Annotated in this window: 24 protein-coding genes; 13 read left to right on the top strand and 11 right to left on the bottom strand. The window is 58.2% G+C overall.

The genetic code is table 11. The annotated features are described in order from the left end of the window. The 9 genes from ycjQ to pspA form a co-directional block, all read right to left on the bottom strand. Positions 1 to 1050, bottom strand: a complete 1050-nt coding sequence (ycjQ, locus tag CSK29544_RS14325) for a D-guloside 3-dehydrogenase (protein WP_007901553.1) — start codon at positions 1048 to 1050, stop codon at positions 1 to 3. Between the two features lie 25 nt (positions 1051 to 1075). Next, entirely contained in the window at positions 1076 to 1918 is an 843-nt protein-coding gene (locus CSK29544_RS14320) for a carbohydrate ABC transporter permease (RefSeq protein WP_007901554.1), read from the bottom strand. Next, positions 1905 to 2786 (bottom strand): carbohydrate ABC transporter permease, encoded by an 882-nt coding sequence (locus CSK29544_RS14315; protein WP_007866710.1) that lies wholly within the window; start codon positions 2784 to 2786, stop codon positions 1905 to 1907. The genes CSK29544_RS14320 and CSK29544_RS14315 overlap by 14 nt, the downstream gene beginning before the upstream one ends. Before the next feature lie 23 nt (positions 2787 to 2809). Continuing rightward, positions 2810 to 4102, bottom strand: a complete 1293-nt coding sequence (locus tag CSK29544_RS14310; RefSeq protein WP_007901555.1) for an ABC transporter substrate-binding protein — start codon at positions 4100 to 4102, stop codon at positions 2810 to 2812. An 11-nt stretch (positions 4103 to 4113) separates the two neighbouring features. After that, positions 4114 to 5829, bottom strand: a complete 1716-nt coding sequence (locus tag CSK29544_RS14305) for an alpha-amylase family glycosyl hydrolase (RefSeq protein ID WP_007901557.1) — start codon at positions 5827 to 5829, stop codon at positions 4114 to 4116. A gap of 174 nt (positions 5830 to 6003) precedes the next feature. Further along, positions 6004 to 6246: a phage shock protein PspD gene (gene pspD, locus CSK29544_RS14300; RefSeq protein WP_004385366.1), complete on the bottom strand. Its 243-nt coding sequence runs from the start codon at positions 6244 to 6246 to the stop codon at positions 6004 to 6006. 45 nt (positions 6247 to 6291) lie between these two features. Beyond that, positions 6292 to 6648, bottom strand: a complete 357-nt coding sequence (gene pspC / locus CSK29544_RS14295) for an envelope stress response membrane protein PspC (RefSeq protein WP_007901559.1) — start codon at positions 6646 to 6648, stop codon at positions 6292 to 6294. Continuing rightward, positions 6648 to 6872, bottom strand: a complete 225-nt coding sequence (gene pspB, locus CSK29544_RS14290; RefSeq protein ID WP_004385364.1) for an envelope stress response membrane protein PspB — start codon at positions 6870 to 6872, stop codon at positions 6648 to 6650. The genes pspC and pspB overlap by 1 nt, the downstream gene beginning before the upstream one ends. Before the next feature lie 65 nt (positions 6873 to 6937). Beyond that, positions 6938 to 7609 (bottom strand): phage shock protein PspA, encoded by a 672-nt coding sequence (pspA, locus tag CSK29544_RS14285; RefSeq protein ID WP_007782094.1) that lies wholly within the window; start codon positions 7607 to 7609, stop codon positions 6938 to 6940. 152 nt (positions 7610 to 7761) lie between these two features. Here pspA and pspF point away from each other — a divergent pair, with 152 nt between their 5' ends. The 10 genes from pspF (at position 7762) to pdeR (ending at position 20706) form a co-directional block, all read left to right on the top strand. Continuing rightward, positions 7762 to 8763, top strand: a complete 1002-nt coding sequence (gene pspF / locus CSK29544_RS14280; RefSeq protein ID WP_007901562.1) for a phage shock protein operon transcriptional activator — start codon at positions 7762 to 7764, stop codon at positions 8761 to 8763. A 97-nt stretch (positions 8764 to 8860) separates the two neighbouring features. After that, complete coding sequence (gene sapA, locus CSK29544_RS14275) at positions 8861 to 10501, top strand: ABC transporter substrate-binding protein SapA (RefSeq protein ID WP_007901564.1); 1641 nt, start codon at positions 8861 to 8863, stop codon at positions 10499 to 10501. After that, a complete protein-coding gene (gene sapB / locus CSK29544_RS14270; RefSeq protein WP_004385361.1) occupies positions 10498 to 11463 on the top strand; it encodes a putrescine export ABC transporter permease SapB in 966 nt (321 codons plus the stop codon). The genes sapA and sapB overlap by 4 nt, the downstream gene beginning before the upstream one ends. Then, positions 11450 to 12340, top strand: a complete 891-nt coding sequence (gene sapC, locus CSK29544_RS14265) for a putrescine export ABC transporter permease SapC (RefSeq protein WP_007901569.1) — start codon at positions 11450 to 11452, stop codon at positions 12338 to 12340. Before sapB ends, sapC begins: the two co-directional genes overlap by 14 nt. Then, the gene (gene sapD, locus CSK29544_RS14260) at positions 12340 to 13332 is read left to right on the top strand and encodes a putrescine export ABC transporter ATP-binding protein SapD (RefSeq protein WP_004385360.1); all 993 of its coding nucleotides are present in this window, start codon (positions 12340 to 12342) and stop codon (positions 13330 to 13332) included. Before sapC ends, sapD begins: the two co-directional genes overlap by 1 nt. A 1-nt stretch (position 13333) precedes the next feature. Continuing rightward, positions 13334 to 14140, top strand: a complete 807-nt coding sequence (sapF, locus tag CSK29544_RS14255; RefSeq protein ID WP_004385359.1) for a putrescine export ABC transporter ATP-binding protein SapF — start codon at positions 13334 to 13336, stop codon at positions 14138 to 14140. Between the two features lie 120 nt (positions 14141 to 14260). Then, the gene (fabI, locus tag CSK29544_RS14250; protein ID WP_004385358.1) at positions 14261 to 15049 is read left to right on the top strand and encodes an enoyl-ACP reductase FabI; all 789 of its coding nucleotides are present in this window, start codon (positions 14261 to 14263) and stop codon (positions 15047 to 15049) included. Positions 15050 to 15238: 189 nt separating this feature from the next. Beyond that, positions 15239 to 16393 carry a carboxymuconolactone decarboxylase family protein gene (locus CSK29544_RS14245; RefSeq protein WP_007901576.1) on the top strand — a complete coding sequence of 385 codons (1155 nt, stop codon included), beginning with the start codon at positions 15239 to 15241 and terminating at the stop codon, positions 16391 to 16393. A gap of 87 nt (positions 16394 to 16480) precedes the next feature. Next, entirely contained in the window at positions 16481 to 18415 is a 1935-nt protein-coding gene (locus tag CSK29544_RS14240) for an exoribonuclease II (RefSeq protein WP_029039446.1), read from the top strand. Positions 18416 to 18711: 296 nt separating this feature from the next. Beyond that, the gene (pdeR, locus tag CSK29544_RS14235; RefSeq protein ID WP_007901588.1) at positions 18712 to 20706 is read left to right on the top strand and encodes a cyclic di-GMP phosphodiesterase; all 1995 of its coding nucleotides are present in this window, start codon (positions 18712 to 18714) and stop codon (positions 20704 to 20706) included. Between the two features lie 21 nt (positions 20707 to 20727). Here pdeR and CSK29544_RS14230 read toward each other — a convergent pair whose 3' ends face one another. Continuing rightward, positions 20728 to 21597 (bottom strand): crotonase/enoyl-CoA hydratase family protein, encoded by an 870-nt coding sequence (locus CSK29544_RS14230; protein ID WP_004386707.1) that lies wholly within the window; start codon positions 21595 to 21597, stop codon positions 20728 to 20730. A gap of 211 nt (positions 21598 to 21808) precedes the next feature. Between CSK29544_RS14230 and CSK29544_RS14225 the strand changes: the two genes are divergently transcribed. Continuing rightward, a complete protein-coding gene (locus tag CSK29544_RS14225) occupies positions 21809 to 21991 on the top strand; it encodes a YciZ family protein (RefSeq protein ID WP_004386706.1) in 183 nt (60 codons plus the stop codon). A gap of 13 nt (positions 21992 to 22004) precedes the next feature. Here CSK29544_RS14225 and fsa read toward each other — a convergent pair whose 3' ends face one another. Then, positions 22005 to 22667: a fructose-6-phosphate aldolase gene (gene fsa, locus CSK29544_RS14220; protein ID WP_007901598.1), complete on the bottom strand. Its 663-nt coding sequence runs from the start codon at positions 22665 to 22667 to the stop codon at positions 22005 to 22007. Positions 22668 to 22803: 136 nt separating this feature from the next. Here fsa and CSK29544_RS14215 point away from each other — a divergent pair, with 136 nt between their 5' ends. Together CSK29544_RS14215 and CSK29544_RS14210 are read left to right on the top strand one after the other, a co-directional pair. After that, positions 22804 to 23703, top strand: a complete 900-nt coding sequence (locus CSK29544_RS14215) for a glycyl-radical enzyme activating protein (RefSeq protein ID WP_007901601.1) — start codon at positions 22804 to 22806, stop codon at positions 23701 to 23703. Positions 23704 to 23708: 5 nt separating this feature from the next. Beyond that, positions 23709 to 26141 carry a formate C-acetyltransferase/glycerol dehydratase family glycyl radical enzyme gene (locus CSK29544_RS14210; protein WP_029039445.1) on the top strand — a complete coding sequence of 811 codons (2433 nt, stop codon included), beginning with the start codon at positions 23709 to 23711 and terminating at the stop codon, positions 26139 to 26141. Positions 26142 to 26164 lie beyond the last annotated feature (23 nt).

The raw sequence follows: 26164 nt of genomic DNA, 5'->3' as shown, positions 1-26164 counted from the left end.
TTAAAAAGTGACGCCCATTTTGATGCTCAGTTCCGGGTGCTGGTCGACATACTTCATGTAGCTCTCTGCGCTCTGGGCGAAAGGCACGACCGGGTCAATCAGATCTTCGCAGTTGAGATAGCCGTTCATCAGCAGTTCCCAGCAGGTCTCTTCGATACGCTTGCGGCTCCAGCGCGGATAGTCCGGGTTCGGCTCGCTACAGGCGCGGGAGAAGACAATTTTCGCGTTGTTAAAATGCGCTTCGCGCCCGAAGTTAAGGCTGGTAAACGGCTTAGCGAATGCGACATACGAGATGGTGCCGCCGTAGGCGATACCGCGCAGTGCGGCCTGCAGAGCATCGGCGTTGCCGCTGGTTTCGATGATGACGTCCGCGCCCTGTTTGCCGGTGAGCTTTTTGATTTCAAGCCCGATGTCCGCGCCAATGGGGTTAAAGGTGGTGTCCGCGCCGTGACGCCGGGCAATCGCGCAGCGGTGCTCAATAGGATCGACGCCAATCACTACCGACGCGCCCGCTTTTTTCGCCAGCTGTACGGTTATCTGCCCGATGGCACCAAGCCCTACCACGACCACGAAATCGCCGACGCGCACGTTGCCGTCGCGCACGCCGCTCATGGCGAACTGCGCCGGGTCATAGCAGACGGCGTTTTTCCAGCTACTGCCCTGCGGCATTTTGCGAAGCTTATAGTTATCCAAGGCGTTAACGATGACGGTTTCCATTAGCGGGCCATAGGTGCAGACCAGGTCGCCCACGGCGTATTCGGTGACGCGTACGCCGCGCTCGATAATCTCGCCCACCACCATATTGCCGAGCTGGAATTTGCCGAACTCAATGCCACGCGGTGCGCCTTCCGGGCGCGGCGTGAAGAGCTGCCATTCGCTGGAAAATTCTTCATCGATAAACGGACTGGCCGCGCGAAAATCCACCACTTCGGTGCCGTGTTTCGGCGCGCCGAAGCGCACGCGGATTTTCACTTCGTTATCCGCGACTGCACGGTCCTGATATTCCACCAGCGCCGCCACGCGCGGTGCCTGAGCCACTAATTTTTTCATTACTTTCTCCCTGAAAATGACCCGGTCAGCCCTTCACGCCGCCGTCGGTCAACCCACTTTTTATGAAACGTCCGGAAAGCGCGTACATCACTACTACCGGCAGTGCCGTCACCAGCGACGCCGCCATCATGCGTCCCCAGATGTAGTCCGGCGTGCTAAAGAGCGTGTTAAGCCCAACAGGCAGCGTGAAGTTCGACGAGCTGGAAAGGAAAATCGAGGCGAAGAGGTAATCGTTCCACGCCACCATAAAGCAGTAGACGAACACCGAGACCAGGCCGGAAACCGCCAGTGGCACGGTGATGCGAAAGATGATTTGCAGACGGTTTAAGCCATCCATCATCGCCGCCTCTTCGATTTCATCAGGAATGGTGTCGAAGTAGCTTTTCAGCATGAACACAGCGGTCGGCAGCGTCTGCGTCACCATCGTCACGATAATGGCGAGCTGTGTGTCATAGATGCCAAGCGCGGTGATGATTTTGAAGAGCGGCACCACCAGCAGAATGCCGGAGAACATGTAGACCGTGTAAAAGCTGGCATTGATGGTCATCCGCCCCTTGAAGCGCAGCTTTGACAGCGCATAGGCACTGAGAATGCCGATAAACACCGCGACACCGGACGACACCACCGACACCACCAGACTGTTGCGAAAATAGGTGACGAACGGAAAGATCAGCGGATTGAAAATGTCGACATAGTGCTCCAGCGTCCAGTGCTGCGGGAACAGCGTCGGGTGCAGCGAAATCGCCTCTTTCGGGCTTTTGAACGAGGTCATCAGCATCACAAAGAAAGGCAGCAGCGTTGCAATCAGGAACAGCGCCAGCCCGAAGTAAAACCCCGCGCGCCGTGCAAAACGTTTATTTGTTGCCATGGAGATTCACCCGCTTTCTGGTAATCAGGATCACTGCGAAAATAATGATGAACAGCACGACGGAGATAGCTGCCGCTTTACCGAGGTCGTTGAACGCAAAGGCGGTTTTGTAGAGATATACGCCCAGGATATCGACTTTGGTCGTCAGCAAATAAACGTCCGCGAACATGTAGAACATCCAGATAGTGCGCAGCGTCACGACGGTCGCCAGTACCGGCATGATGGCGGGCAGCGTCACGATGCGAAACCGCTGCCAGGCGCTTGCGCCGTCCATCTCCGCCGCCTCGTAGAGCGATTTGTCGATGGTCTGCAAAATCGCCAAAAACGAGATGAAGGCGTAGGGGAAGTAGCGCCAGATGGCGAACAGCACCACCAGTGCGAAGCTGCTGGACGGGTTGTCGAACCACAGCGGAGCCTGGTCGTAGAGATGCAGCAGATCGCCCGCAATCCAGTTCACGACGCCATAGCCGTTGTTGAACATATATTTCCACGCAAATATCAGTGAAATGGACGGCGTGACGTAAGAGAGGATCACCAGCGAGCGCGCGGTTTTGCGAAAGCGAAACTCGCGGTTAAAGAAAATCGCGACGGACAACCCAAGCGCGGTACTGCCCGCCACCACCAGCGCCGTGTACCAGCAGGTCATCCACAGCGAGTGCCAGAAGCCCGGATCGCTGAGGATTTTGAGGTAGTTCTCAAGCCCGATGAACTGCGACGGCAGGCGCGGGTTGAGCGGCAGGCGTAAAAAACTGATTTCGATATTCGACAGCATCGGCCAGGCTACCAGGCCGCCCAGCAACAGCAGGCTGGGGGCCAGGAGCAGCATGGCGAATGGCATATCAGAACCACCTGAAGTTAACTTCTTCATGAGAGCCATTTCCTGCGTCGGGGTTACGGTCTGGCGACCAGTTCATCGAGACGTTTTTGCCCGTCAACCAGCGCCGCTTCCGGCGACTTGCCGCCAACCGTGACGCTGTTGACCATTTCGTTAATGACGCCGGATCCCGTCACATCGCCCATACGGGTGAAGTTTTTGTCGCCAACCGAGCCGAAGACCTGCACGTTAGGGAATTGCGCGATGAGTTCGCGGGTGAGCCCGCCGAACGCTTTAATGACCGGGTTTTGCTGATAGGTAGGCGTCTCTACCACGGTTTTGTTGACCGGCAACGCCGCGCCCGGCGACATCAGCACCCAGTCGGCGGCGTTTTCCGCCTGCTCCATAAAGACCACGAATTTCTTCGCGGCTTCGGTTTCCTCTTCACGCTGCCCGGCGGTGATGGTGAGTGAAGTCAGCATTCCGTAGGCGGCGGCAGATTTTTTGGTCGGCACGACAAAGCCGAGATCCTGCGGGTCGCCCTCTTTAAACACCGCAGGCAGGATGTAGGTGGAGTAGATAGCCATGGGCGCGGTGCCGTTCATAAAGGCGTCTTTGATTTCCATGACGTCGTTCGAGCCAGGCATGGAGAGCGCCGCGAGCTCGCGGTAGAACTCCAGCGCCTCACGCATTTCAGGCGTGTTAAGCGTAATGTTGCCGCTGGCGTCAAACGCGTTCGCGCCGTTGGAGAGCGCAAACTGCGAGAACGCCTGTTCGGTCATGACGCTCTCGGCGGTGGGCAGTGCGATGCCGTATTTTTTATCGGACGGTTTATTCAAAAGCGTTGCGGCGTTCAGCAGTGACTGCCAGTCCTGCGGTTCGCTGATGCCCACTTCCGCCAGACGCGATTTGTGATACCAGACGCCGCCAAGCCAGGCGCTGATAGGCACACCGGTCCAGGCCGTGCCGTCCTCAGTGCGCACAATGCGCAGCACGCCGTCAAAGAACTGATTTTCGCCGACCTGCGCCACCGCGGCTTTGATGGCCTCGCGATCGAGCAGTTGCTCTTTGTCCATCACTTTGGCGTAGTCGTGGCTAATCTCAATGACTTCTGGCAGCGCGCCAGAGCGGGCAAGCGTGGTGACTTTGGTGTTGTACGCGTCTTCTTCGACCGGCACCTGTTTCACCGTGATCCCCGGGTTCGCCTTTTCGAAGCGCTCGATAAGGCGCGTAATTACCGCCTGGCGCTCCTGTTCCACCGACGAATGCATAAATTCGATGGCAACATTTTCCTTTTTCTTGTCGTCACAGCCTGACATCAGGGCGCAGGCAACCAGTGCTGAAATCAGCACAATATTATTGTTTCGCATATTCAGTCCTTTCAGGCTTTGCTAAGCCACATTGCTTTCCATGGGGCAAGAATCAGCGAGTCACTATTTATCGTCGCACCGGTGATTAATTCACGACAGCCGCGGGCGTCATAATCAATAACCTGCTCGGTATCGCTGAGATTAAAGAGGGCAATGACCGTCGCGCCATTATCTGCAACGCGCATAATTTCCAGCACTGCATCATTAATACAGCGCGCGGCAAAGGCGCTGTCGGGATGAAACGCCGCGTGCTGGCGGCGAAGCGAAATAAGCTCACCGAGTTGCTTCCACGTTTCGTGGCGTAAATTCCCTTCGGCCTGTAGCGCCGTGTTCATTTCCGCCTCGGTATATTTTTGACGATTAATAGCGCGGTTATAGCCAAGCCGTTCAACGCCCTCTTCATCATTACGTGAGCCGAGAATACTTTGAATATAAATCGCCGGAACGCCGGGGAAGGTTAATAACAGCGCGTGCGCCAGCAGAAAACGCGCAAGGCGCGTCGCGTCGCTGTCATCCCGTAAACTAAGGGCATCCATATACGTGACGTTAATTTCATAGGGGCTGCGCGTGCCGTCCGGGTTATTTTTCCAGTTGACCCGAGCGCCTTGCGCCTGAAGGTCTTCCACCAGGCGTAAAATCGCGTCTTCGGGAAGAATGCCGCGCAGCGGATTAAGCCCGATGCCGTCATGCGACGCCAGGAAATTAAACCAGGTGGTTTCACCGATACGCGCGTCACTTAACCCCTGCGCCCACTCGCAGAGCGTGCGGGCATTTTGGGTATGAATAGCATGCAGCACCAGCGGCGGCAGCGGGAACTGGTACACCATCTGCGCCTCATCAAACCCGTTACCGAGATAGGCGATATTGTCTTTATGCGGTACGTTAGTTTCGGTGATGATCACAGTGCCCGGAGCCACCACATCGGCGATCGCGCGGAACAGCTTCACTAACAGATGTGTTTTTTCCAGATGGATACAGCTCGTTCCAGGTGTTTTCCACATAAAGCCGACGGCGTCGAGGCGGACATATTGCGCCCCTTCGCGCAGATAATGCAAAAGGACATCCACCATCGCCAGCAGAACAACCGGGCTGGCGAAATTGAGGTCAATCTGATCTTCGCTGAAGGTGGTCCACAGGTGACGCACCCGTCCGTTTTGCATCGTAAACGGTGTTAATAACGGCAACGCGCGCGGTCGGGTGACGGCGGATAAATCCGTCGCCGGGTCAACGGCAATAAAGAAATCTTCATAGCCCGGTTTTTGCGCGAGATAATCTGCAAACCATTCACTCTGGGCGGAAATATGGTTGCAGACGAAGTCAAACATCAGCCGCGCCTGGGTATTAAGCCTCGCGATATCGTCCCAGTCGCCGCACTGTGGGTCGACGCGGTGGTAATCCACCACCGAAAATCCGTCGTCAGACGACCAGGGATAAAACGGTAAAAGATGAATATGAGAAAAATACGGTTTTAACCACTTTTCAAAAAAGCGCTGAAAAGTCGCGAGGCGTTTTTCACCGGGCGCGCTGAACTGATCGGCATAGGTAATTAATACCACATCGGTTTCATCCCAGCCATTTTTACGCGGCACTGTAATGGCTTTACGCGTTTCTGAAATATGTTTTTCGAGTGTTTCGTAATGCGAAGTAGTAAATCCATCGCCATAAATTCGCGCAATCAGATTTTTAATCGCGTCGAGATTTATCGTGGAAGGGGTTGTATTTTCCATTATTGATATTTCCATGGTAGCGGTCCCACGAAGAAAGGCTACCCCTGGCAAATAGAGGTGTCAACGCGCGTAAATTTGGCTTTTAGGAATAAAACCCGGTTTCCGGAAATCAGTGTGAGTAATTGTGAAGTAGCGCAAAAAATGCCTGAAAAAGAAAAGCCCGAGAGGCTCGGGCTATTTGCGTGAAGGTTTATTGATATAACGCGCCGAGACGCGTTTCGCGAGCCGGTTTAATAAGGGCTCAAGCGCAAACGCCAGCGCGATTTTAAGCGGCTTACGGGCAACGGATTTCACCGCCCATCCGGCAAACCCTGCCGGGCCGTAACGCAGCGCGGTCATGAGCGCCAGTTTACCGGCGATTTTAAGCCCTGGCTTCGCACGGCGGGAGACACGTTGCCAACGGGTGGTGGAATTCATAACGGCTCCTTTATTAACCAAGGGCACAGCCCCCTGATAGCCTCATTATAGCTGGCGGAAACGGCTGCGCAGCGAGAAGGCATCCGATGTCACGTAACGCTCCATCGCCCGCAAACGCTGCTCGCCCGCGGCAAGTTCGGCATCCACCGCATTCAGCAAGTCGCTGCTGGTGGGCTCTGCCTCCCCTTCCTGCGTCTCATCGAGCGGGTCGAGCGCGAAGGTCAGCACGATATACGCAACAATAGTGATAAAAAACAGCCCGAAGAGCATCGACAGCACGGTTATCAGCCGCACCAGTTTGACCGGCACGTCCAGATAGTGCGCGATACCCGCACAAACACCCTTCACCATACCTTCGCGGGGAAGGCGTCCCAGCTTTTTGCCGCTAAACGTACGCGTCATTATTGGTTTCTCCAGTTCGGGTGCTCGGCATCAAGAATTTGTTCCAGCGCGTGGATGCGTTCGCGCATGCGCTGCGCCTCTTCATTGAGCTGCGCCAGGCGCTGCTGCTCGCTCTGAGAGAGCGCATCGCGCCCGGAGCGGTTGCTGTAGTGAAGCCAGAGCCAGACCGGCAACACAAACAGCACAAACAGCGTTAACGGTATAGCCAGAAACAGTGCACTCATGGGTTCTCCTTACGGGTCAATATTGCGACGGCACGTGCCGCCGCGCTCCTTGTCAACGCGGGCGATTATTCGCCGTCGCGCTGCTGCACTTTCGCTTTCAGCGCTGCCAGTTGCACGCTGATGTCATCATCAGCTTTCAGTTCGGCAAACTGCTGGTCCAGCGATTTCTGCTTACCAAAACCGTGGCTTTCCGCTTCGGCTTCCATCTGATCGATACGGCGCTCGAACGATTCGAAACGCGCCATCGCCTCATCGATTTTGCCGCTGTCGAGCTGACGGCGCACATCGCGCGAGGAAGACGCCGCCTGGTGGCGCAGAGTCAATGCCTGCTGACGTGCGCGTGTTTCGCTGAGTTTATTCTCAAGCTCGCCGATTTCCTGTTTCATACGCGCCAGCGTTTCATCAAGCTGAGACGCTTCTTCTTCCAGCACACGAATAATGTCGGTCAGTTTCTGTTTTTCAATCAGCGCGGCGCGGGCCAGATCGTCTTTATCTTTACGCAGCGCCAGCTCGGCTTTCTCCTGCCATTCGGCCTGCTGCGCGTTAGCCTGCTCAATGCGGCGCGCGATCTGTTTCTTTTCCGCCAGCGCGCGGGCGGAGGTTGAACGCACTTCCACCAGTGTATCTTCCATTTCCTGAATCATCAGGCGGACCAGTTTTTGCGGATCTTCAGCCTTCTCCAGCAGGGCGTTGATGTTGGCGTTCACGATGTCGGCAAAACGAGAAAAAATACCCATAATTTCATCCTCTACATGGTAAGACGGGCTAAGCCCTTGCTGTAGAGCTTAATACAAACTCCGTGCCACTTTTTTAATTCATTGATTTTAAAGCATAGTTAAAATTTTACCGTTATGCCCTTCCAGGCTAGAGTAGTGATATACGCTACTAAGTGGTGAATTTCATCATGACTGAATACAAAGATAACCTGATTGGCGAAGCGAACCGGTTTCTTGAGGTGCTGGAACAGGTCTCAAGGCTCGCGCCGCTTGATAAACCGGTGCTGATTATTGGCGAACGCGGTACCGGCAAAGAGCTTATCGCACATCGTCTTCACTACCTGTCGCGCCGCTGGCAGGGGCCATTTATCTCGCTGAACTGCGCGGCGCTGAATGAAAACCTGCTGGATTCCGAGCTTTTCGGCCACGAGGCCGGGGCGTTTACCGGCGCGCAGAAGCGCCACCCGGGTCGCTTTGAGCGTGCCGACGGCGGCACGCTGTTTCTGGATGAACTCGCCACCGCGCCGATGCTGGTGCAGGAAAAACTGTTAAGAGTGATTGAATATGGCGAGCTGGAGCGCGTCGGCGGCAGCCAGCCGTTGCAGGTGAACGTGCGGCTAATCTGTGCGACCAACGCCGATTTGCCGCGTCTGGTGGAAGAGGAGAAATTCCGCGCCGACCTGCTCGACCGTCTCGCCTTTGATGTGGTGTTGCTCCCTGCCCTTCGCGAACGCGACAGCGATATCATGCTGCTGGCGGAGCATTTCGCCATCCAGATGTGCCGCGAGCTGGGCCTGCCGCTCTTTCCGGGCTTTACCGAACATGCGCGGGAAACCCTGCTCGGCTATCGCTGGCCGGGCAACATTCGCGAGCTGAAAAACGTGGTGGAGCGCTCCGTCTATCGTCACGCCAGCAGCGATGAGCCGGTGGATAACATTATTCTCGATCCGTTTCGCCGCGAACAGGCGGAGATAGCGCCGGTGACGACACCCAATGCATCGACCAGCGGCCCATCGCTGCCGCTGAATCTGCGCAAATGGCAGCATGATGAAGAAAAACGGCTGCTGGAGGCGAGCCTGCAGGCAGCGAAATATAACCAGAAACAGGCCGCTGAATTGCTCGGTTTAACCTACCATCAGCTGCGGGCGCTGCTGAAAAAACATGAAATTCGCTAAACACGACTACTTTTAACCCAAACGCCCGCAGAGTTTTTTACGCAGGCCGCGTAAGTGCGATACACTTTGCCTGGTGACGAAAACAACTCAAAAACTTATGCGCGGAATTCTCTCCTCCTTTTTAGCGACGCTCGGGCTGCTGAGCGTACCGGCTTTTGCTGCGCCTCTCGCCGAATCGCCCGGCGATATTCGCCAGAGCGGCTTTGTCTATTGCGTTAATGGCCAGGTTAATACCTTTAACCCGCAAAAAGCGGGCAGCGGGCTGACGGTGGATACGCTCGCCGCACAGCTCTATGACAGGCTGCTGGATGTTGATCCTTATACTTACCGGCTGGTGCCGGAGCTCGCCGAAAGCTGGGAGACGCCGGACGATGGCATTACTTGGCGTTTTCGCCTGCGCCCGAACGTGCAGTTTCAGCACACCCGCTGGTTTACGCCCACGCGCGCGCTGAATGCCGACGATGTAGTGTTCAGCTTTCAGCGCATTATCGACCCGAAACACCCGTGGCATAACGTCAACGGCGGCAGCTACCCCTATTTCGACAGTCTCCAGTTCGCCGATAACGTCCGCAGCGTGCGCAAGCTTGACAACCGCACCGTGGAGTTTCGCTTACGCCAGCCGGACGCCTCGTTTTTATGGCATCTCGCCACGCATTACGCGTCGGTGATGTCGGCGGAGTACGCCGCGGCGCTTGAGCGCAGCGGCAATCAGGAGGAGCTCGATCGCGAGCCGGTCGGCACCGGGCCGTTCCGTCTTGGCGAGTATCGCGCCGGGCAGTACATTCGCCTGCTGCGTCACGACGCCTACTGGCGCGGCAAACCGCAGATGCCGCAGGTGGTTATCGATCTCGGCTCCGGCGGCACGGGGCGTCTGTCGAAGCTCCTGACCGGTGAATGCGACGTGCTGGCATGGCCTGCCGCGAGCCAGCTTACGAGTCTCAGAGACGATCCGCGCCTGCGCCTGACGCTGCGCCCCGGCATGAATATCGCTTATCTGGCGTTTAACACACATAAAGCGCCGCTGGATAACCCGAAAGTACGTCACGCGCTGGCGCTGGCCATCAATAACCAGCGCCTGATGCAGTCTATCTACTACGGTACGGCGGAGACCGCCGCGTCGATTCTGCCGCGCGCCTCCTGGGCCTATGACAACAACGCCAAAATCACCGAATACAACCCGGATAAAGCGCGTGCGCAGCTGAAAGCGCTGGGGCTTGAAAACCTGACGCTGAAGCTCTGGGTGCCCACCAGCTCGCAAGCCTGGAACCCAAGCCCGCTCAAAACCGCCGAACTGTTGCAGGCGGATCTGGCGCAGGTGGGCGTGACGGTGGATATCGTGCCGGTGGAGGGCCGTTTTCAGGAGGCCCGTCTGATGGATATGAACCACGATTTAACGCTCGCGGGCTGGGCGACGGACAGTAACGATCCGGATAGCTTTTTCCGTCCGCTGTTAAGCTGTGCGGCCATTCGCTCGCAAACCAACTACGCGCACTGGTGCGATCGTGATTTTGACGCCGTGCTGCAATCGGCCCTCTCCTCGCAGCAGCTGGCATACCGGATTGAAGCCTACACCCGCGCGCAGACGATCCTCGCCGAACAGCTACCGGTGCTGCCGCTGGCGTCGTCGCTGCGGTTGCAGGCGTACCGTTACGATATGAAAGGCCTGGTACTGAGCCCGTTCGGCAACGCCTCGTTCGCCGGCGTCTCGCGCGAGCCTTCTGAGGAGAAGCAGCCATGATTATTTTCACTCTCCGCCGCCTGGTGTTGCTGTTGATCACGCTGTTTTTCCTGACGATTGTCGGCTTCTGCCTGAGCTATTTCACGCCGCATGCGCCGCTGCAGGGCGCTTCGCTCTGGAACGCGTGGCTGTTCTGGTGCGATAGCGTATTGCACTGGGATTTCGGGGTCTCCAGCATCAACGGCCAGCTTATCTCCACCCAATTGCGCGAAGTGTTCCCGGCCACGATGGAGCTGTGCGTGCTGGCGTTCGGGCTGGCACTGCTGGTGGGTATTCCGGTCGGCATGGTAGCGGGCATCCTTCGCCATAAATGGCAGGATAAAATCATCAGCGCGCTGGCGCTGCTCGGCTTTTCGATTCCGGTATTCTGGCTGGCGCTGCTTTTTACGCTGTTCTTTTCGCTGACGCTAGGCTGGTTCCCGGTCTCCGGGCGCTTCGACCTGCTGTATGAAGTGAAAACGGTGACGGGCTTCGCGCTGATTGACGCCTGGCTTTCCGACTCGCCGTGGCGTCACGAGATGATTTTAAGCGCCCTGCGCCATATGGTGCTGCCGGTGCTGACGCTCGCCGTCGCGCCAACTACCGAAGTGATCCGCCTGGTGCGCGTCAGCACCGTTGAAATTCTTGAGCGCAACTACATCAAAGCGGCCGCCACGCGCGGGCTGTCGCGCCTGACCATTCTGCGCCGCCACGTGCTGCATAACGCCCTGCCGCCGGTCATCCCGCGTCTGGGGCTGCAATTCTCCACCATGCTGACGCTTGCGATGATCACTGAGATGGTCTTTAGCTGGCCGGGCCTTGGCCGCTGGCTGATTAACGCCATTCGTCAGCAGGATTACGCCGCGATTTCGGCGGGCGTGATGGTCGTCGGGTCGCTGGTGATTCTGGTGAACGTGATTTCGGATATTCTGGGCGCGCTGGCGAACCCGCTGAAACATAAGGAATGGTATGCCTTACGATAGCGTCTATCGCGAGAAACGCGCGCCGGGCGCGCTGCGCACCGTCTGGCGTAAACTTTATGGCGACACCGTCGCAATGGTGGGCCTGTACGGCTGTGCGGGTCTGGTGCTGTTGTGCGTGTTCGGCCGGCTCTTTGCGCCCTACGGCATCGATCAACAATTTCTCGGCTATCAGCTATTGCCGCCGTCGTGGTCGCGCTATGGCGAAGTCTCGTTCTTCCTCGGGACTGACGATTTAGGACGCGATCTGTTAAGCCGCCTGCTGAGCGGCGCGGCACCCACGATCGGCGGCGCGTTTGTGGTGACGCTGGCCGCGACTGCCTGCGGAATGGTGCTGGGCGTGCTGGCGGGCGCCACCCACGGCTTGCGCTCGGCGGTGCTTAATCACGTACTGGATACGCTGCTCTCGATCCCCTCGCTGCTGCTGGCGATTATCGTGGTCGCCTTCGCCGGGCCGCAGCTCAGCCACGCGATGCTGGCTGTCTGGCTCGCGCTGGTGCCGCGTATGGTGCGCTCGGTGTACAGCATGGTGCATGACGAGCTGGAAAAAGACTATGTGATCGCCGCACGCCTGGATGGCGCGACCACCTTTAATATTTTGTGGTTCGCCGTTCTGCCTAACACCGCGTCGGTGCTGGTCGGCGAAATCACCCGTGCGCTGTCGATTGCGATTCTGGATATCGCGGCGCTCGGTTTTCTCGATCTCGGCGCGCAGCTCCCCTCGCCCGAATGGGGCGCGATGCTCGGCGACGCGCTGGAGCTGATTTACGTCGCGCCCTGGACGGTGATGCTGCCGGGGGCCGCCATTATGATTAGCGTACTGTTGGTCAATTTACTGGGCGACGGCATCCGTCGCGCCATCGACGCGGGGGTGGAATAATGCCGCTGCTGGATATTCGTAACCTGACGATTGAGTTTAAAACCAGCGAAGGCTGGGTGAAAGCGGTGGACCGCGTGAGCCTGAGCCTGCCGGAAGGCGACATTCGCGGGCTGGTGGGCGAATCGGGCTCCGGTAAGAGCCTGATTGCGAAAGCGATCTGCGGGGTGACCAAAGATAACTGGCGCATCACCGCTGACCGTATGCGCTTTGACGATATCGATCTGCTGCGCCTCTCGCCGCGCGAGCGCCGCCGTCTGGTGGGCCATAACGTGTCGATGATTTTCCAGGAGCCGCAATCCTGTCTCGATCCGTCAGAGAAAATTGGCCGCCAGCTGATGCAAAACATCCCCGGCTGGACATACAAAGGCCGCTGGTGGCAGCGTTTCGGCTGGCGCAAACGCCGGGCCATCGAACTGCTGCACCGTGTCGGGATTAAAGACCATAAAGACGCGATGCGCAGCTTTCCGTATGAACTGACGGAAGGTGAATGTCAGAAGGTGATGATAGCCATCGCGCTCGCTAATCAGCCGCGTCTGCTGATTGCTGATGAGCCAACCAACGCGATGGAGCCGACCACCCAGGCGCAGATTTTCCGCCTGCTCTCGCGGCTGAATCAGAATAACAACACGACGATTCTGCTTATCAGCCACGACTTGCAGATGCTGAGCCAGTGGGCTGACCGCATCGACGTGCTCTACTGCGGGCAAACAGTAGAAACCGCGCCAAGCGAGGAGCTTATCTCCACCCCGCACCACCCTTACACTCAGGCGCTGATCCGCGCGATCCCGGATTTCGGCAGCGCGATGCCGCATAAAAGCCGCCTCAATACGCTGCCGGGCGCGATCCCGCTGCTTGAGCACTTGCCGATTGGCTGCCGCCTCGGGCCGCGCTGCCCGTATGCCCAGCGCAAATGTATCGAAACCCCGCGTCTCGACGGGCCGAAAAATCATCTTTTCGCCTGCCATTTCCCGCTGAACATGGAGAGAGAGTGAAATGGTGGAAACGCTGTTGCAGGTTCGCAACCTGAGTAAAACTTATCGCTATCGCACCGGCTGGTTTCGCCGCCAGACCGTCGAGGCGGTGAAACCGCTGAGCTTTACCCTGCGCGAGCGCCAGACGCTGGCTATCATCGGCGAGAACGGCTCGGGTAAATCCACGCTTGCCAAAATGCTGGCCGGTATGGTCGCCCCCACCACGGGCGAACTGGTGATTGACGATCATCCGCTGACGTTTGGCGATTATTCGTTTCGCAGTCAGCGCATCCGCATGATTTTTCAGGATCCGTCGACATCGCTTAACCCACGCCAGCGGATTTCCCAAATTCTCGATTTCCCGCTGCGGCTCAACACCGATCTGGAGCCGGAAGCCCGCGCGAAGCGCATTAAAGAGACGCTGCGCATGGTCGGACTGCTGCCCGATCACGTGAGTTACTATCCGCATATGCTGGCCCCGGGCCAGAAACAGCGTCTGGGCCTCGCGCGCGCGCTGATCCTGCGCCCGAAAGTCATTATCGCCGACGAAGCGCTGGCGTCGCTTGATATGTCGATGCGTTCGCAGTTAATCAACCTGATGCTGGAATTACAGGAAAAACAGGGTATCTCTTATATTTATGTCACCCAGCACATTGGCATGATGAAACACATCAGCGATCAGGTGATGGTGATGCATCAGGGCGAAGTGGTGGAGCGCGGCAGCACGGCCGACGTTCTCGCCTCGCCGCTGCACGATTTAACCAAACGGCTTATCGCCAGTCATTTCGGCGAAGCCTTAACCGCCGACGCCTGGCGAAAAGACCGCTAATCCGCCATCTGTAGTGGTCGGATTAACTCCTCCGGCGAGTCATGTTAGAATCGCCGCGTTTTAACGACGGCTGGCGCTTTCGGCCAGCCGCCATAACAATGACGATAAGGATTAAAAGCTATGGGTTTTCTTACCGGTAAGCGCATTCTGGTGACTGGCGTAGCCAGCAAACTGTCCATCGCATACGGTATCGCACAGGCAATGCACCGTGAAGGGGCTGAACTGGCGTTCACCTACCAGAACGACAAGCTGAAAGGCCGCGTGGAAGAGTTTGCCGCTCAACTGGACTCCAGCATCGTGCTGCCGTGTGACGTTGCGGAAGATGAAAGCATCGACGCGCTGTTCACCGAGCTTGCCAAAGTCTGGCCGAAATTTGACGGTTTCGTACACTCCATCGGTTTCGCGCCGGCTGACCAGCTGGATGGCGACTACGTTAACGCCGTGACCCGTGAAGGCTTCAAAATCGCGCACGACATCAGCGCATACAGCTTTGTGGCAATGGCGAAAGCGTGCCGTTCTATGCTGAACCCGAACGCGGCGCTGCTGACGCTCTCTTACCTCGGCGCAGAGCGCGCTATCCCGAACTACAACGTGATGGGTCTGGCGAAAGCGTCTCTCGAAGCTAACGTGCGCTACATGGCGAACGCGATGGGTCCGGAAGGCGTGCGCGTTAACGCTATCTCCGCAGGCCCGATCCGCACGCTCGCGGCTTCCGGCATTAAAGATTTCCGTAAGATGCTGGCGCACTGCGAAGCGGTCACCCCGATTCGTCGCACCGTCACCATCGAAGACGTGGGTAACTCCGCGGCGTTCCTGTGCTCTGACCTTTCCGGCGGTATCACCGGTGAAGTGGTTCACGTTGACGGCGGCTTCAGCATCGCTGCGATGAACGAGCTGGAACTGAAATAATCCTCCGGTTTCTCGCCAAAGGGCAGGTTTTCAACCTGCCCTTTTTATTTATACCTTTCTGATATTTGTTATCACCGAACAATCTTTTATCGCCGTGAAGTGTTACGCCAGGATAGTCGTGCGTGACCTGCCCGGCGCTGCGTATTGTTTCCGCCGTTCCGGGCGCTCATTTTCAGACAAGGAACGATCATGGAACAACGCCGCCTTACCGGCAAAAGCCACTGGTATCATGAAACCCAGTCCAGCCTCTGTCCGGCAGATCCGCTGCTGTTAGTTCCCGAAGCCGCAAAGGTGGAGGACCGTTTTCTGCTCGACCTGCCGCTGGACGACGTGAACATCGCCGCCCACGCGCCGTGGTGCGACGCCGCACGCGCGCTTATCCCTTCTCTGCTGCCTGATAAACGCGACATCACCCGTCTTCATACGCTGAGCGTCTATGACCGCCTCAGCGCCGCCTTAACCGTCGCACAGGTCTGCGGCGTGCAGCGGCTGTGCAACCATTACGCCGCCCGTCTGGCGCCCGAGCCGGGGCCGGATTCCTCGCGGGAAAGCAACCGCCGCCTGACGCTGCTCACCCAGACCGCGCGTCAGCTCGCCAGTCAGCCCACCCTGATTGACAGCGCGGCGCGCGCGCAACTGGAAGACGCCGGGCTGTCGGTGCATGACATCGTCACGTTTACACAGATTATCGGTTTCGTGGGCTTTCAGGCCCGCGCGGTGGCGCTGTTACAGGCACAGCCCGGCCAGCCGGCGCGCTGGTTGCCGGGCATTGATATGCAGCAGGACGCGCCCGCCTCACTCTTTAGCGCCGCTGAATCGCGCTGGCAGCCCGATCTCCCGGCGCTCGAAATGGGCTGGGCAAGCGCCGACCAGCAGGCGGCTTATAACGCGGCGCTGGATGAGCCGCTGCTGCAACCGATGCTCTCTCTGCTGGCCCATGACGCGGACGCATTAGAGGGTCTCGCCGCCCTGCTCGCCACTCTGCAAAGGCCGGAGGATGCGGCTGACGCTGCGCTGGTGGCGCTGGTATCGGCGCGTATCAACGGCAGCGCCAGCTGTTTTGACGAGGCCGCGCTGCGCCTGCGCGACGAGCCAGGCCTTGCGGATGCGGCGCGCAACGGTGAACGGGCGCTGCAGGCCTGGAGCCATAATCACCCCAGAGCGCGCGCGATGATTCAGGCGATGCAGATGTTGACCCGTGCCCCGGCGCGGTTTGGCCACGCACAGCTTGAGCCGCTGACTGAGGCCGGTTTTGATATCCAGGACGCGCTACGTCTGCTCGCCTTCGGCAGCCTTTGCGGCTGGGTAAACCGTCTGCGGCTTGGTCTTGGCGTCGTCGCATAGCCCGCTGCGGCCTAAAGAGCGCTTGCCGGGAGGCGCGCAATCGCGTAAAACTGTCAGCCGCTCTTTTGGCCACGAAAATTCGACACTATGTTTCAGGATAACCCGCTGCTTGCGCAGCTTAAACAGCAACTGCATTCCCAGACGCCGCGCGCCGAAGGGGTAGTAAAAGCCACGGAAAAAGGTTTTGGTTTCCTTGAGGTTGACGCGCAGAAAAGCTACTTCATTCCGCCGCCGCAGATGAAGAAAGTGATGCACGGCGATCGCGTCATTGCCGTTATCCATACGGAAAAGGAAAAAGAATCCGCCGAGCCCGAAGAGCTTATCGAACCCTTCCTGACCCGCTTTGTGGGCCGGGTGCAAAAGAAAGACGATCGTCTCTCAATCGTTCCCGATCATCCGCTGCTGAAAGACGCCATCCCGTGCCGCGCTGAACGCGGCGTCAGCCACGATTTCCAGAATGGCGACTGGGCGGTGGCGGAAATGCGCCGCCATCCGCTGAAAGGCGATCGCGGTTTCTACGCGGAACTGACACAGTTTATTACCTTCGGCGACGACCATTTCGTGCCGTGGTGGGTGACGCTGGCACGCCACAATCTTGAGCGCGAAGCGCCGGACGGCGTGGCGACCGAAATGCTGGATGAAAACCTGACGCGTGAAGATTTAACCGCGCTGGATTTCGTCACTATCGACAGCGCCAGCACCGAAGATATGGACGATGCGCTGTATGTGGAAGCGCTGGATGGCGACCGCCTGCAACTGACCGTCGCGATCGCCGACCCGACCGCGTGGATCGCCGAAGGCAGCAAGCTCGACAACATCGCTAAAGTGCGCGCGTTCACCAATTACCTGCCGGGCTTTAACATCCCGATGCTGCCGCGCGAGCTGTCTGACGACCTCTGCTCGCTGCGCGAAGGCGTGCAGCGCCCTGCGCTGGTCTGCCGCATGATTATCGAAGCCGATGGCGCCATCAGCGATGACATTCACTTCTTCGCCGCTATCATCGAATCGAAAGCCAAGCTGGCCTATGACGACGTTTCCGACTGGCTGGAAGAAAAAGGCGACTGGCAGCCGGGCAGCGAGGCGATTGCCGCGCAGATCCGCCTGCTGCAACAGATTTGCCAGCGCCGCAGCGCCTGGCGTACTGAACACGCGCTGGTGTTTAAAGACCGCCCGGATTACCGCTTTGTGCTGGGCGAGAAAGGCGAAGTGCTGGATATCGTCGCCGAGCCGCGCCGCATCGCTAACCGTATCGTTGAAGAATCGATGATCGCCGCGAACATCTGCGCCGCGCGCGTGCTGCGCGACAAGCTCGGCTTCGGCGTTTATAACGTCCACGCGGGCTTTGACCCGGCGAGCACCGAACAGCTGGCGACGCTGCTGCAAAGCCACGGGATGCATGTGGATGCGAACGACGTACTGACGCTGCCGGGCTTCTGCAAGCTTCGCCGCGAGCTGGACGCACAGCCGTCCGGTTTCCTCGACAGCCGCATCCGCCGCTTCCAGTCGTTTGCTGAAATCAGCACCGAGCCAGGCCCGCACTTCGGCCTCGGCCTTGAAGCCTATGCGACCTGGACTTCGCCGATTCGTAAATATGGCGATATGGTCAACCACCGCCTGCTGAAAGCCATCATTAAAGGCGAAAGCGCTACGCGTCCACAGGATGAAGCCACCGTGCAGATGGCCGAGCGTCGTCGTCTTAACCGCATGGCGGAGCGCGATGTGGGCGACTGGCTGTATGCCCGTTTCCTGAAAGACAAAGCCGGCACCGATACCCGCTTCGCGGCGGAAATTATCGATGTCAGCCGCGGCGGCATGCGCGTGCGTCTGGTGGATAACGGCGCGGTCGCCTTTATTCCCGCACCGTTCCTGCACGCGGTGCGCGATGAGCTGGTCTGCAGCCAGGAAAACGGCACCGTACAGATCAAAGGCGAAACCGTTTATAAAGTCACCGACGTTATCGACGTGACCATCGCCGAAGTGCGTATGGAAACCCGCAGCGTCATCGCACGCCCGGTCGCCTGACCCTCTACTCCCCGGCCCCGCCGGGGAGTTTTTCTTCTCTCACGCCTCGCCTTTTCCTCTGTGTGAGCGCGCACATTTTTCCCGTCTCACTTGGGCATTTTTCCAAAAAACGATCACACTAACAGAGTGCGTCGTAATTTAACGCGTTGAGAATTAAGCGAAATGGCCGTAACCGACACCGGCTTGCCGCCTTCGCCAACAATATATTCCCGTAAAAACAAACGTTTTGCCTCTTATTGCCGGCAGAGTCCGGCTGTGCCGTTTGCGTAGCGCATGGTGTGGGTTCGGGAGAGAGCATGAAAGACGACCTGGAGAATAATCTGCTGTACCGCTACTGCGGTGCCGCCAGTCCTTTCTGGCGGCTGCCGCTGGACAGCAACGCGCTACAGCTCGCCGCCAGCGAAGAGGCCGTCACCAGCCACGTGGTGCCGCTGACGCCGGATCAGGCCGCGCAAATCCGCAACATGAGTGTGATCACCTCAAGCGTCACGCTCTCGTTATCGCTGTTTGGCGAACCGGTGCCGGTGCATCTGGTGGGCCGCAAAGTCTCCCGTAAAGAGTGGGCGGGCACGGCGTCGGCGTGGCATGACACCACCTCGGTGGCGCGCGATCTCGTGCAGGGACTCTCCTTCGCGGAGCAGGTGGTTTCTGAAGCCAACTCGGTAATTGTCATCCTCGATCGCCACGGCAATATCCAGCGCTTCAACCGGCTGAGCGAAGAATACACCGGCCTGAAAGAACACGAAGTGATCGGGCAGAATGTCTTTAAGCTGTTTATGACGCCCGCCGAAGCGTCCGCGTCGCGGCGCAATATCACCGGTTTTTTTCGCAACGGCAGCTCCTATGAGGTCGAGCGCTGGATCAAAACCCGCAAAGGCCAGCGGCTGTTTCTCTTTCGCAATAAGTTTGTCCACAGCGGCAGCGGGCGAAACGAAATTTTCCTGATCTGCTCTGGCACCGATATTACCGAAGAGCGCCGCGCGCAGGAGCGCCTGCGCGTGCTGGCCAATACCGACGCCATTACCGGACTGCCCAACCGCAACGCTATTCTTGAGATGATAAGCGACGCCATCGCTAAACGCGGCGATACGCAGGTGGGTGTGGTCTATCTCGATCTCGACAATTTCAAGAAAGTGAACGACGCCTACGGGCATATGTTCGGCGACCAGCTTCTCCAGGCGGTGTCGCTCGCGATTTTAAGCTGTCTTGAAAAAGATCAGGTGCTGGCGAGGCTCGGTGGCGACGAGTTTCTCGTGATGGCGACCGATACCTCGCAGGCGGCGCTGGAGGCGATGTCCTCACGCATTATCTCCCGGCTGAAGCACCCGTTTCGTATCGGGCTGATTGAAGTCTATACCGGTTGCTCGCTCGGCATTGCCCTCGCGCCTCAGCATGGCGAAGACCGCGAGAGCGTTATCCGCAACGCCGATACGGCGATGTACACCGCCAAAGAGAACGGGCGCGGTAAATTCTGCGTCTTTTGTCCGGAGATGAACCAGCGGGTGTTCGAATATCTCTGGCTCGACACCAACCTGCGTAAGGCGCTTGAGAAAAATCAGCTGGTTATTCACTACCAGCCGAAAATGTTGGCCAACGGCGACGTTCACAGTCTGGAAGCGCTGGTGCGCTGGCAGTCGCCGGAGCGCGGGCTGATTTCGCCACTCGATTTTATCTCCTACGCCGAAGAGTCCGGGCTTATCGTACCGCTCGGGCGCTGGGTGATGCTCGATGTGGTACGCCAGGTGGCGAAGTGGCGCGATGCGGGCATTGAGCTGCGGGTTGCGGTGAACGTGTCAGCGCGCCAGCTCGCCGACCAGACGCTGATAAGCGATCTGCGTCAGGCGCTGACCGACATGCACTTCACCCAAAGCCCCATTGATGTCGAGATCACCGAAAGCTGCCTGATTGAAAACGCCGAGCTGGCGCTGTCGGTGATTAATGAATTTAGCGCGCTGGGGGCGCAGGTACATCTGGATGATTTCGGCACCGGCTATTCGTCCCTATCGCAGCTGGCGCGATTTCCGTTGGATGCCATTAAGCTCGATCAAAGCTTTGTGCGCGATGTCCATAAGCAGCCCGTGTCGCAATCGCTGGTTCACGCCATCGTCGCAGTGGCAAAAGCGCTGGATTTGCAGGTGATCGCCGAAGGCGTGGAAAGTGAAGAAGAAGATGCGTTTCTGATGCAAAACGGTGTCGATCAACGTCAGGGATTTCTGTTCGCCCGTCCGATGACGGCAACCGAGCTTGAACACTGGTATCAGCGCTATCATGCCGGGAAACAGACGCCGTAACCGGCGTCTGAGGAATGGCCGTTAGCCTGCCTTACGCAGGGCTGCGGCGGTGTGACGGTTTTGTAGCTGGATCAGGCGCTCCATGTAGCTGACGTCTTTAGGCTCAAGACTGAACGCCGCATCCACCCAGTCTTCGGTAATTTCCATCAGTTCATTGCGCGAGAGGCGCAGCACGCGCTGCCGCGCGCGAAGCATCGCCCTCACCCCATTCAGGCGCGGTTTAAGCGTATCGATGAAGGTACGTGTCGCCACAAATCCCTGCCCTGGTTCAAAGAGCAGATCCACCAGCCCCTGCGGCTGATACCACTCGGCGGTATGTGATTCGCCCTGCCAGATAAGTTCTTCGGCAAGCCGCATCCCGGCGCGGCGTGTCACCAGGGAATAGCCCCCCATCCCGGGGAAGAGATTAAAGGCAATCTCCGGGAACCCCATGCGGACATCGCGCTGGGCCAGCACGAAATGGTGCGCCAGCGCCGCCTCGAAACCGCCGCCGAGCGCGCTGCCTTCCACCATCGCAAGGCTGATGGCACCGCAGTCAAAACCGCGCGAGGCGGCGTGTACGCAGTCCACGCAGGCGCGCGCATAGGCACGCAGCGCTTCTCGCCTGCCGTTGCGGATGCAGTCCACAAAAAACTGCAAATCGCCGCCGGTGTTATACATGCCGGGCACCAGCGAGCCGGTGACCCAGAAATCCACCTCCAGTCTGGCCTCCTGCACCAGATAGCTGAGATTCATTATCTCTTCGATAAGCGCGTGGTTAAAACAGGGACGCGGCTGGGCCCGCAACATCATCCAGATAATGCGGCGTTCTTCCTCGTAAAAGCCGGAAAGTTGAGTAAAACGCGCTGTATCGGTAAAGAGTTTGCAGGTCGATTGGTTGAATACTGACATAGTCTTTCCTCATGTAAGTTAACGCGTTATGCGCAGGATCAGACTAATTCACAGCGTCGCTTTGCACGGGGAGCCGGCTTGTTTTATAACCATTATTTATCTGTTAAAGCGAAATGATTGATTCCGGTAGTGTATTAAGAGGGCGAACGGCTTCTCTTTGACGCCGCTTTTCTGCATCATGAAACGGTTCTGACCGTAAAAAGGAAGCATTATGCCGACAGTAAATCCGCAGCAGCTGGCTGACCGTATCGATACCGTTCTGGATATTCTGGTGGCGGGCGATTACCACTCCGCCATTCATAACCTGGAAATCCTGAAGGCGGAACTGCTGGCGCAGAGCCAGCAGAATGATGAACCGGGGGAGAAAAAACAGAAGGCGCCCTGGGAAATCTGACGCCTTAACGAGCTTACAAACTGAGCGTGCCGAACGCCTGCTGCCATTCACGCCCGAAGCCGTCAACCGCCGCCGCGACGGCAGGCGTATTCAGTAACTGCTCCGCGACATCCAGCGGCAGCGTAATGGACTGACACCCGGCGAGCAGACAGCCAAGCGCCTGCTGCGGCGTGCGGAAACTCGCCGCCAGCACTTTTGATTGCGGCGCATGCAGCGTTAGCAGCTCCTGCAATTCACTGACCGTCGCCACGCCGTCACCGCCCTGCGCATCCAGACGATTGACATAAGGCGCGACATATTCCGCACCCGCCAGCGCCGCCATTAAGCCTTGCAGCGCGCCATAAACCGCGGTGCCGAGCAGTGGAATGCCGGACGGTTTAAGAATTTTCATTGCCGCAAGCCCCGCCTGCGTGACCGGAATTTTCACTACCAGACCCGGTACGCGCTGCGCCAGCTGTTCCGCCTCTCGAACCATTTGCGCCGTGTCTGACGCCACGACCTGCGCAAAAAGTTTGCCCTCGCCGTTCAGCGCCTCCTGCAATGCGGGGAGCAGATCCCAGAGTTTGACACCCGCGCGCGCCACAATGGAAGGGTTCGTGGTGACGCCCTGTAGCGGCAGAATATTCGCCAGACGTTTGACGGCCGCGACATCCGCCGTGTCGAGATAGAGTTCCATAACGGCTCCTGTTTTGAGCAAGTTAACATTGCCGCCATCTTAAATCAGCCGGTGCAGATAAAGCTGATCGTCGTCAATAAAACTTTCATTCGAAAGTAACATTATTTTCTAATGAAACTTAACAGGCATGACGACGATGATTTTTAATCTGCAACGCTATTCCACTCATGACGGGCCAGGTATACGGACAGTAGTTTTCCTCAAGGGCTGTTCGCTCGGCTGCCGCTGGTGCCAGAACCCCGAAAGCCGTCGCCGCCAGCGTGATGTGCTGTTTGATGCACGGCTGTGCCTGCAAGGCTGCGAGCTTTGTAAAGCGGCATGCCCGCAGGCGATTAGCCGCCGGGGTGACGCGCTGGTCATCAACCGGGAAGCCCTTGATGACACCGCGCTCGATGCGCTGACCGACTGCTGCCCCACGCAGGCGCTGAGCGTCTGTGGCGAATCCCGAAGCGTTGAGGCAATCATGGACACCGTGCTGCGCGATCGTCCTTTCTACGCCCGCAGCGGCGGCGGCATCACGCTCTCTGGCGGCGAGCCGTTCATGCAGCCGGAGATGGCGAAAGCGCTGTTACAGCGCAGTCGTGAAGCGGGTATCCATACGGCGGTGGAATCCTGTCTGCATGTGCCGTGGAAACATATCGCCCCGTCGCTGCCGTTTCTTGATCTTCTTTTGGCTGACCTAAAGCATGTCGATCCGAAGCGCTTTCACGCCTGGACAGACGGCAGCGCCGAACGGGTGCTGGATAATTTCCGGCGGCTGGCCGCGGCGGGCGTGAAAATGACCATTCGCGTGCCGCTGATCCCCGGTTTTAACGCCGATGAAGCTTCCATTCGCGCCATCACGGATTTCGCGGCCGATGAAACCGGCGCCCGCGACATTCATTTTTTGCCCTACCACACCCTTGGCATCAACAAGTACCGCCTGCTGGACTGGCCCTATCTGGCACCCGCCACGCCGCTCGACGAACCGGTGCTGCTGGCATTTGCCGAAGATTACGCCCGCCAGAAAGGACTCACCGCATGGATAAGAGGATAACCATCATGACTGAGCTCAACCTCACTTTTCTTCCCGAGCGCATCAAAGCCCACAAAGCGGCGCTGGTGCAAATCGTGCGTCCACCGGTTTGTACCGAGCGCGCGCAGCATTACACCGCCATGTACCAGCAGCATCAGGATAAACCGCTGCCGGTACGCCGCGCGCTCGCGCTGGCGTACCACCTGGCGAACCGCACCCTCTGGATCAAGTATGACGAGCTGATTGTCGGCAATCAGGCAAGCCAGGTACGCGCCGCCCCCTTCTTCCCGGAATATACCGTCAGCTGGATAGAGAAAGAGATAGACGATCTTGCCGACCGCCCCGGCGCCGGGTTCTCCGTCAGCCCGCAGGATAAAGCCGTAATGCATGAAATCTGCCCATGGTGGCGCGGCCAGACCGTGCAGGATCGCTGCTACGGCATGTTTACCGATGAGCAAAAAGAACTGCTGGCATCGGGCATTATCAAAGCGGAAGGCAATATGACCTCCGGCGACGCGCATCTGGCGGTGAATTTCCCGCTGCTGCTGGAAAAAGGTCTCGACGGCCTGCGCGCCAAAGTGGCGGAGCGCCGCGCGCGCCTGCTGCTGACCGATCAGGGCGATCTGCACAAAGAACAGTTCCTGAAAGCGATCGACATTACTTTTAGCGCGCTCAGCGAGCATATCCTGCGTTACGCGGCGCTGGCCTCGCAAATGGCGCAAGAGGAGATCCGTCCGGCGCGTCGTGATGAGTTGCTCGCTATCGCGGCGAATTGCAAGCATATCGCGCACCAGCCGCCTGCGTCATTCTGGCAGGCGTTACAGCTCTGCTATTTCGTGCAGCTTGTCTTGCAGATTGAGTCCAACGGCCATTCCGTGTCGTTTGGCCGTCTCGATCAATATCTCTATCCCTGGTATCGCCGCGATGTGGAACTTGAACAAACCCTGGAGCGCGAGCGTGCCATCGAGCTGTTGCAGAGCTGCTGGCTGAAGCTGCTGGAGGTCAACAAAATCCGCTCCGGCTCACACTCGAAAGCCTCGGCGGGCAGCCCGCTGTACCAGAACGTGACGATTGGCGGGCAACGCCTGCTTAACGGCGAGCCGGTGGATGCGGTCAACCCGCTCTCGTGGGCTGTGCTGGAATCGTGCGGTCGCCTGCGCTCCACCCAGCCAAACCTCAGCGTGCGCTACCACGCCGGGATGAGTAACGAATTCCTCGACGCCTGCGTCCAGGTGATCCGCTGCGGCTTCGGGATGCCCGCGTTTAATAATGATGAAATCGTTATCGACGAATTTATTAAGCTTGGCGTCAGCCGCGAAGACGCCTATGACTACGCGGCCATCGGCTGCATTGAAACGGCGGTTGGCGGCAAATGGGGTTATCGCTGCACCGGCATGAGCTTTATTAACTTCGCCCGCGTGATGCTGGCGGCGCTGGAAGGCGGTCGCGACGCGACGACCGGTAAAGTTTTCCTGCCGCAGGAAAAAGCGCTTTCCGCCGGTAATTTCAGCCATTTCAGTGAAGTGATGGACGCCTGGGATAACCAGATCCGCTACTACACCCGCAAATCGATTGAAATAGAGTGCGTGGTGGACACCGTTCTTGAAGAGAACGCGCACGATATTCTCTGCTCGGCGCTGGTCGATGACTGCATTGAGCGCGGCAAGAGCATTAAGCAGGGCGGCGCGAAATATGACTGGGTATCGGGGCTACAGGTGGGGATCGCCAACCTCGGCAACAGTCTGGCCGCCGTGCGCAGACTGGTGTTTGAACAGGGCGTGGTGACGCAGCCGCAGCTGGCGCAGGCGCTGAATAACGATTTTGAAGGGCTGACCGGCGAGCAACTGCGCCAGCGCCTGATAAACAGCGCGCCGAAATATGGCAATGACGACGACGATGTCGATCTGCTGCTGGCGCGCGCCTACCAGACATACATCGACGAGCTGAAGCACTATCACAACACCCGCTTCGGGCGCGGCCCCATCGGCGGCACCTACTACGCGGGTACGTCGTCTATCTCCGCGAACGTGCCTTTTGGCGCGGCGACGATGGCAACGCCGGACGGGCGCAAAGCCAGAACGCCGCTCGCTGAAGGCGCAAGCCCGGCGTCAGGTACGGACCGTCTGGGGCCAACCGCGGTGATTAACTCGGTCGGGAAATTGCCGGTGGCGAAAATACTTGGCGGCGTGCTGTTGAATCAGAAGCTTAACCCGTCCACACTGGATAACTTACGCGATCGCCAAAAACTGATGCAGATGCTGCGCACATTCTTTGAAGTGCATAAGGGATGGCACGTTCAGTACAACATTGTCTCGCGTGAAACCCTGCTGGACGCCAAAGCACATCCGGACAAGTACCGCGATCTGGTCGTGCGCGTGGCCGGTTACTCCGCGTTCTTTACGGCCTTATCCCCTGATGCGCAGGATGATATTATCGCCCGTACCGAACATACGCTTTAAATGAATCCGCGGTGGCGTCACGC

Source organism: Cronobacter sakazakii (genome assembly GCF_000982825.1).
Taxonomy (GTDB): Bacteria; Pseudomonadota; Gammaproteobacteria; order Enterobacterales; family Enterobacteriaceae; genus Cronobacter; species Cronobacter sakazakii.
Note: the sequence above shows the minus strand (reverse complement) of the source record. Positions and strands in the feature narration are given on the sequence as shown.

Excerpts from the sequence above, each read along its gene's own strand:
- pspD (WP_004385366.1), bottom strand. The coding sequence starts at position 6,246 with ATGAATTCCACCACCCGTTGGCAACGTGTCTCCCGCCGTGCGAAGCCA.
- CSK29544_RS14230 (WP_004386707.1), bottom strand. The coding sequence starts at position 21,597 with ATGTCAGTATTCAACCAATCGACCTGCAAACTCTTTACCGATACAGCG.
- CSK29544_RS14315 (WP_007866710.1), bottom strand. The coding sequence starts at position 2,786 with ATGAAGAAGTTAACTTCAGGTGGTTCTGATATGCCATTCGCCATGCTG.
- sapB (WP_004385361.1), top strand. The coding sequence starts at position 10,498 with ATGATTATTTTCACTCTCCGCCGCCTGGTGTTGCTGTTGATCACGCTG.
- CSK29544_RS14210 (WP_029039445.1), top strand. The coding sequence starts at position 23,709 with ATGACTGAGCTCAACCTCACTTTTCTTCCCGAGCGCATCAAAGCCCAC.
- fsa (WP_007901598.1), bottom strand. The coding sequence starts at position 22,667 with ATGGAACTCTATCTCGACACGGCGGATGTCGCGGCCGTCAAACGTCTG.
- sapF (WP_004385359.1), top strand. The coding sequence starts at position 13,334 with ATGGTGGAAACGCTGTTGCAGGTTCGCAACCTGAGTAAAACTTATCGC.
- CSK29544_RS14240 (WP_029039446.1), top strand. The coding sequence starts at position 16,481 with ATGTTTCAGGATAACCCGCTGCTTGCGCAGCTTAAACAGCAACTGCAT.
- CSK29544_RS14215 (WP_007901601.1), top strand. The coding sequence starts at position 22,804 with ATGATTTTTAATCTGCAACGCTATTCCACTCATGACGGGCCAGGTATA.
- pspC (WP_007901559.1), bottom strand. The coding sequence starts at position 6,648 with ATGACGCGTACGTTTAGCGGCAAAAAGCTGGGACGCCTTCCCCGCGAA.
- pdeR (WP_007901588.1), top strand. The coding sequence starts at position 18,712 with ATGAAAGACGACCTGGAGAATAATCTGCTGTACCGCTACTGCGGTGCC.
- pspA (WP_007782094.1), bottom strand. The coding sequence starts at position 7,609 with ATGGGTATTTTTTCTCGTTTTGCCGACATCGTGAACGCCAACATCAAC.
- fabI (WP_004385358.1), top strand. The coding sequence starts at position 14,261 with ATGGGTTTTCTTACCGGTAAGCGCATTCTGGTGACTGGCGTAGCCAGC.
- sapA (WP_007901564.1), top strand. The coding sequence starts at position 8,861 with ATGCGCGGAATTCTCTCCTCCTTTTTAGCGACGCTCGGGCTGCTGAGC.
- pspB (WP_004385364.1), bottom strand. The coding sequence starts at position 6,872 with ATGAGTGCACTGTTTCTGGCTATACCGTTAACGCTGTTTGTGCTGTTT.
- CSK29544_RS14305 (WP_007901557.1), bottom strand. The coding sequence starts at position 5,829 with ATGGAAAATACAACCCCTTCCACGATAAATCTCGACGCGATTAAAAAT.
- CSK29544_RS14245 (WP_007901576.1), top strand. The coding sequence starts at position 15,239 with ATGGAACAACGCCGCCTTACCGGCAAAAGCCACTGGTATCATGAAACC.
- CSK29544_RS14320 (WP_007901554.1), bottom strand. The coding sequence starts at position 1,918 with ATGGCAACAAATAAACGTTTTGCACGGCGCGCGGGGTTTTACTTCGGG.
- CSK29544_RS14310 (WP_007901555.1), bottom strand. The coding sequence starts at position 4,102 with ATGCGAAACAATAATATTGTGCTGATTTCAGCACTGGTTGCCTGCGCC.
- ycjQ (WP_007901553.1), bottom strand. The coding sequence starts at position 1,050 with ATGAAAAAATTAGTGGCTCAGGCACCGCGCGTGGCGGCGCTGGTGGAA.
- CSK29544_RS14225 (WP_004386706.1), top strand. The coding sequence starts at position 21,809 with ATGCCGACAGTAAATCCGCAGCAGCTGGCTGACCGTATCGATACCGTT.
- sapC (WP_007901569.1), top strand. The coding sequence starts at position 11,450 with ATGCCTTACGATAGCGTCTATCGCGAGAAACGCGCGCCGGGCGCGCTG.
- sapD (WP_004385360.1), top strand. The coding sequence starts at position 12,340 with ATGCCGCTGCTGGATATTCGTAACCTGACGATTGAGTTTAAAACCAGC.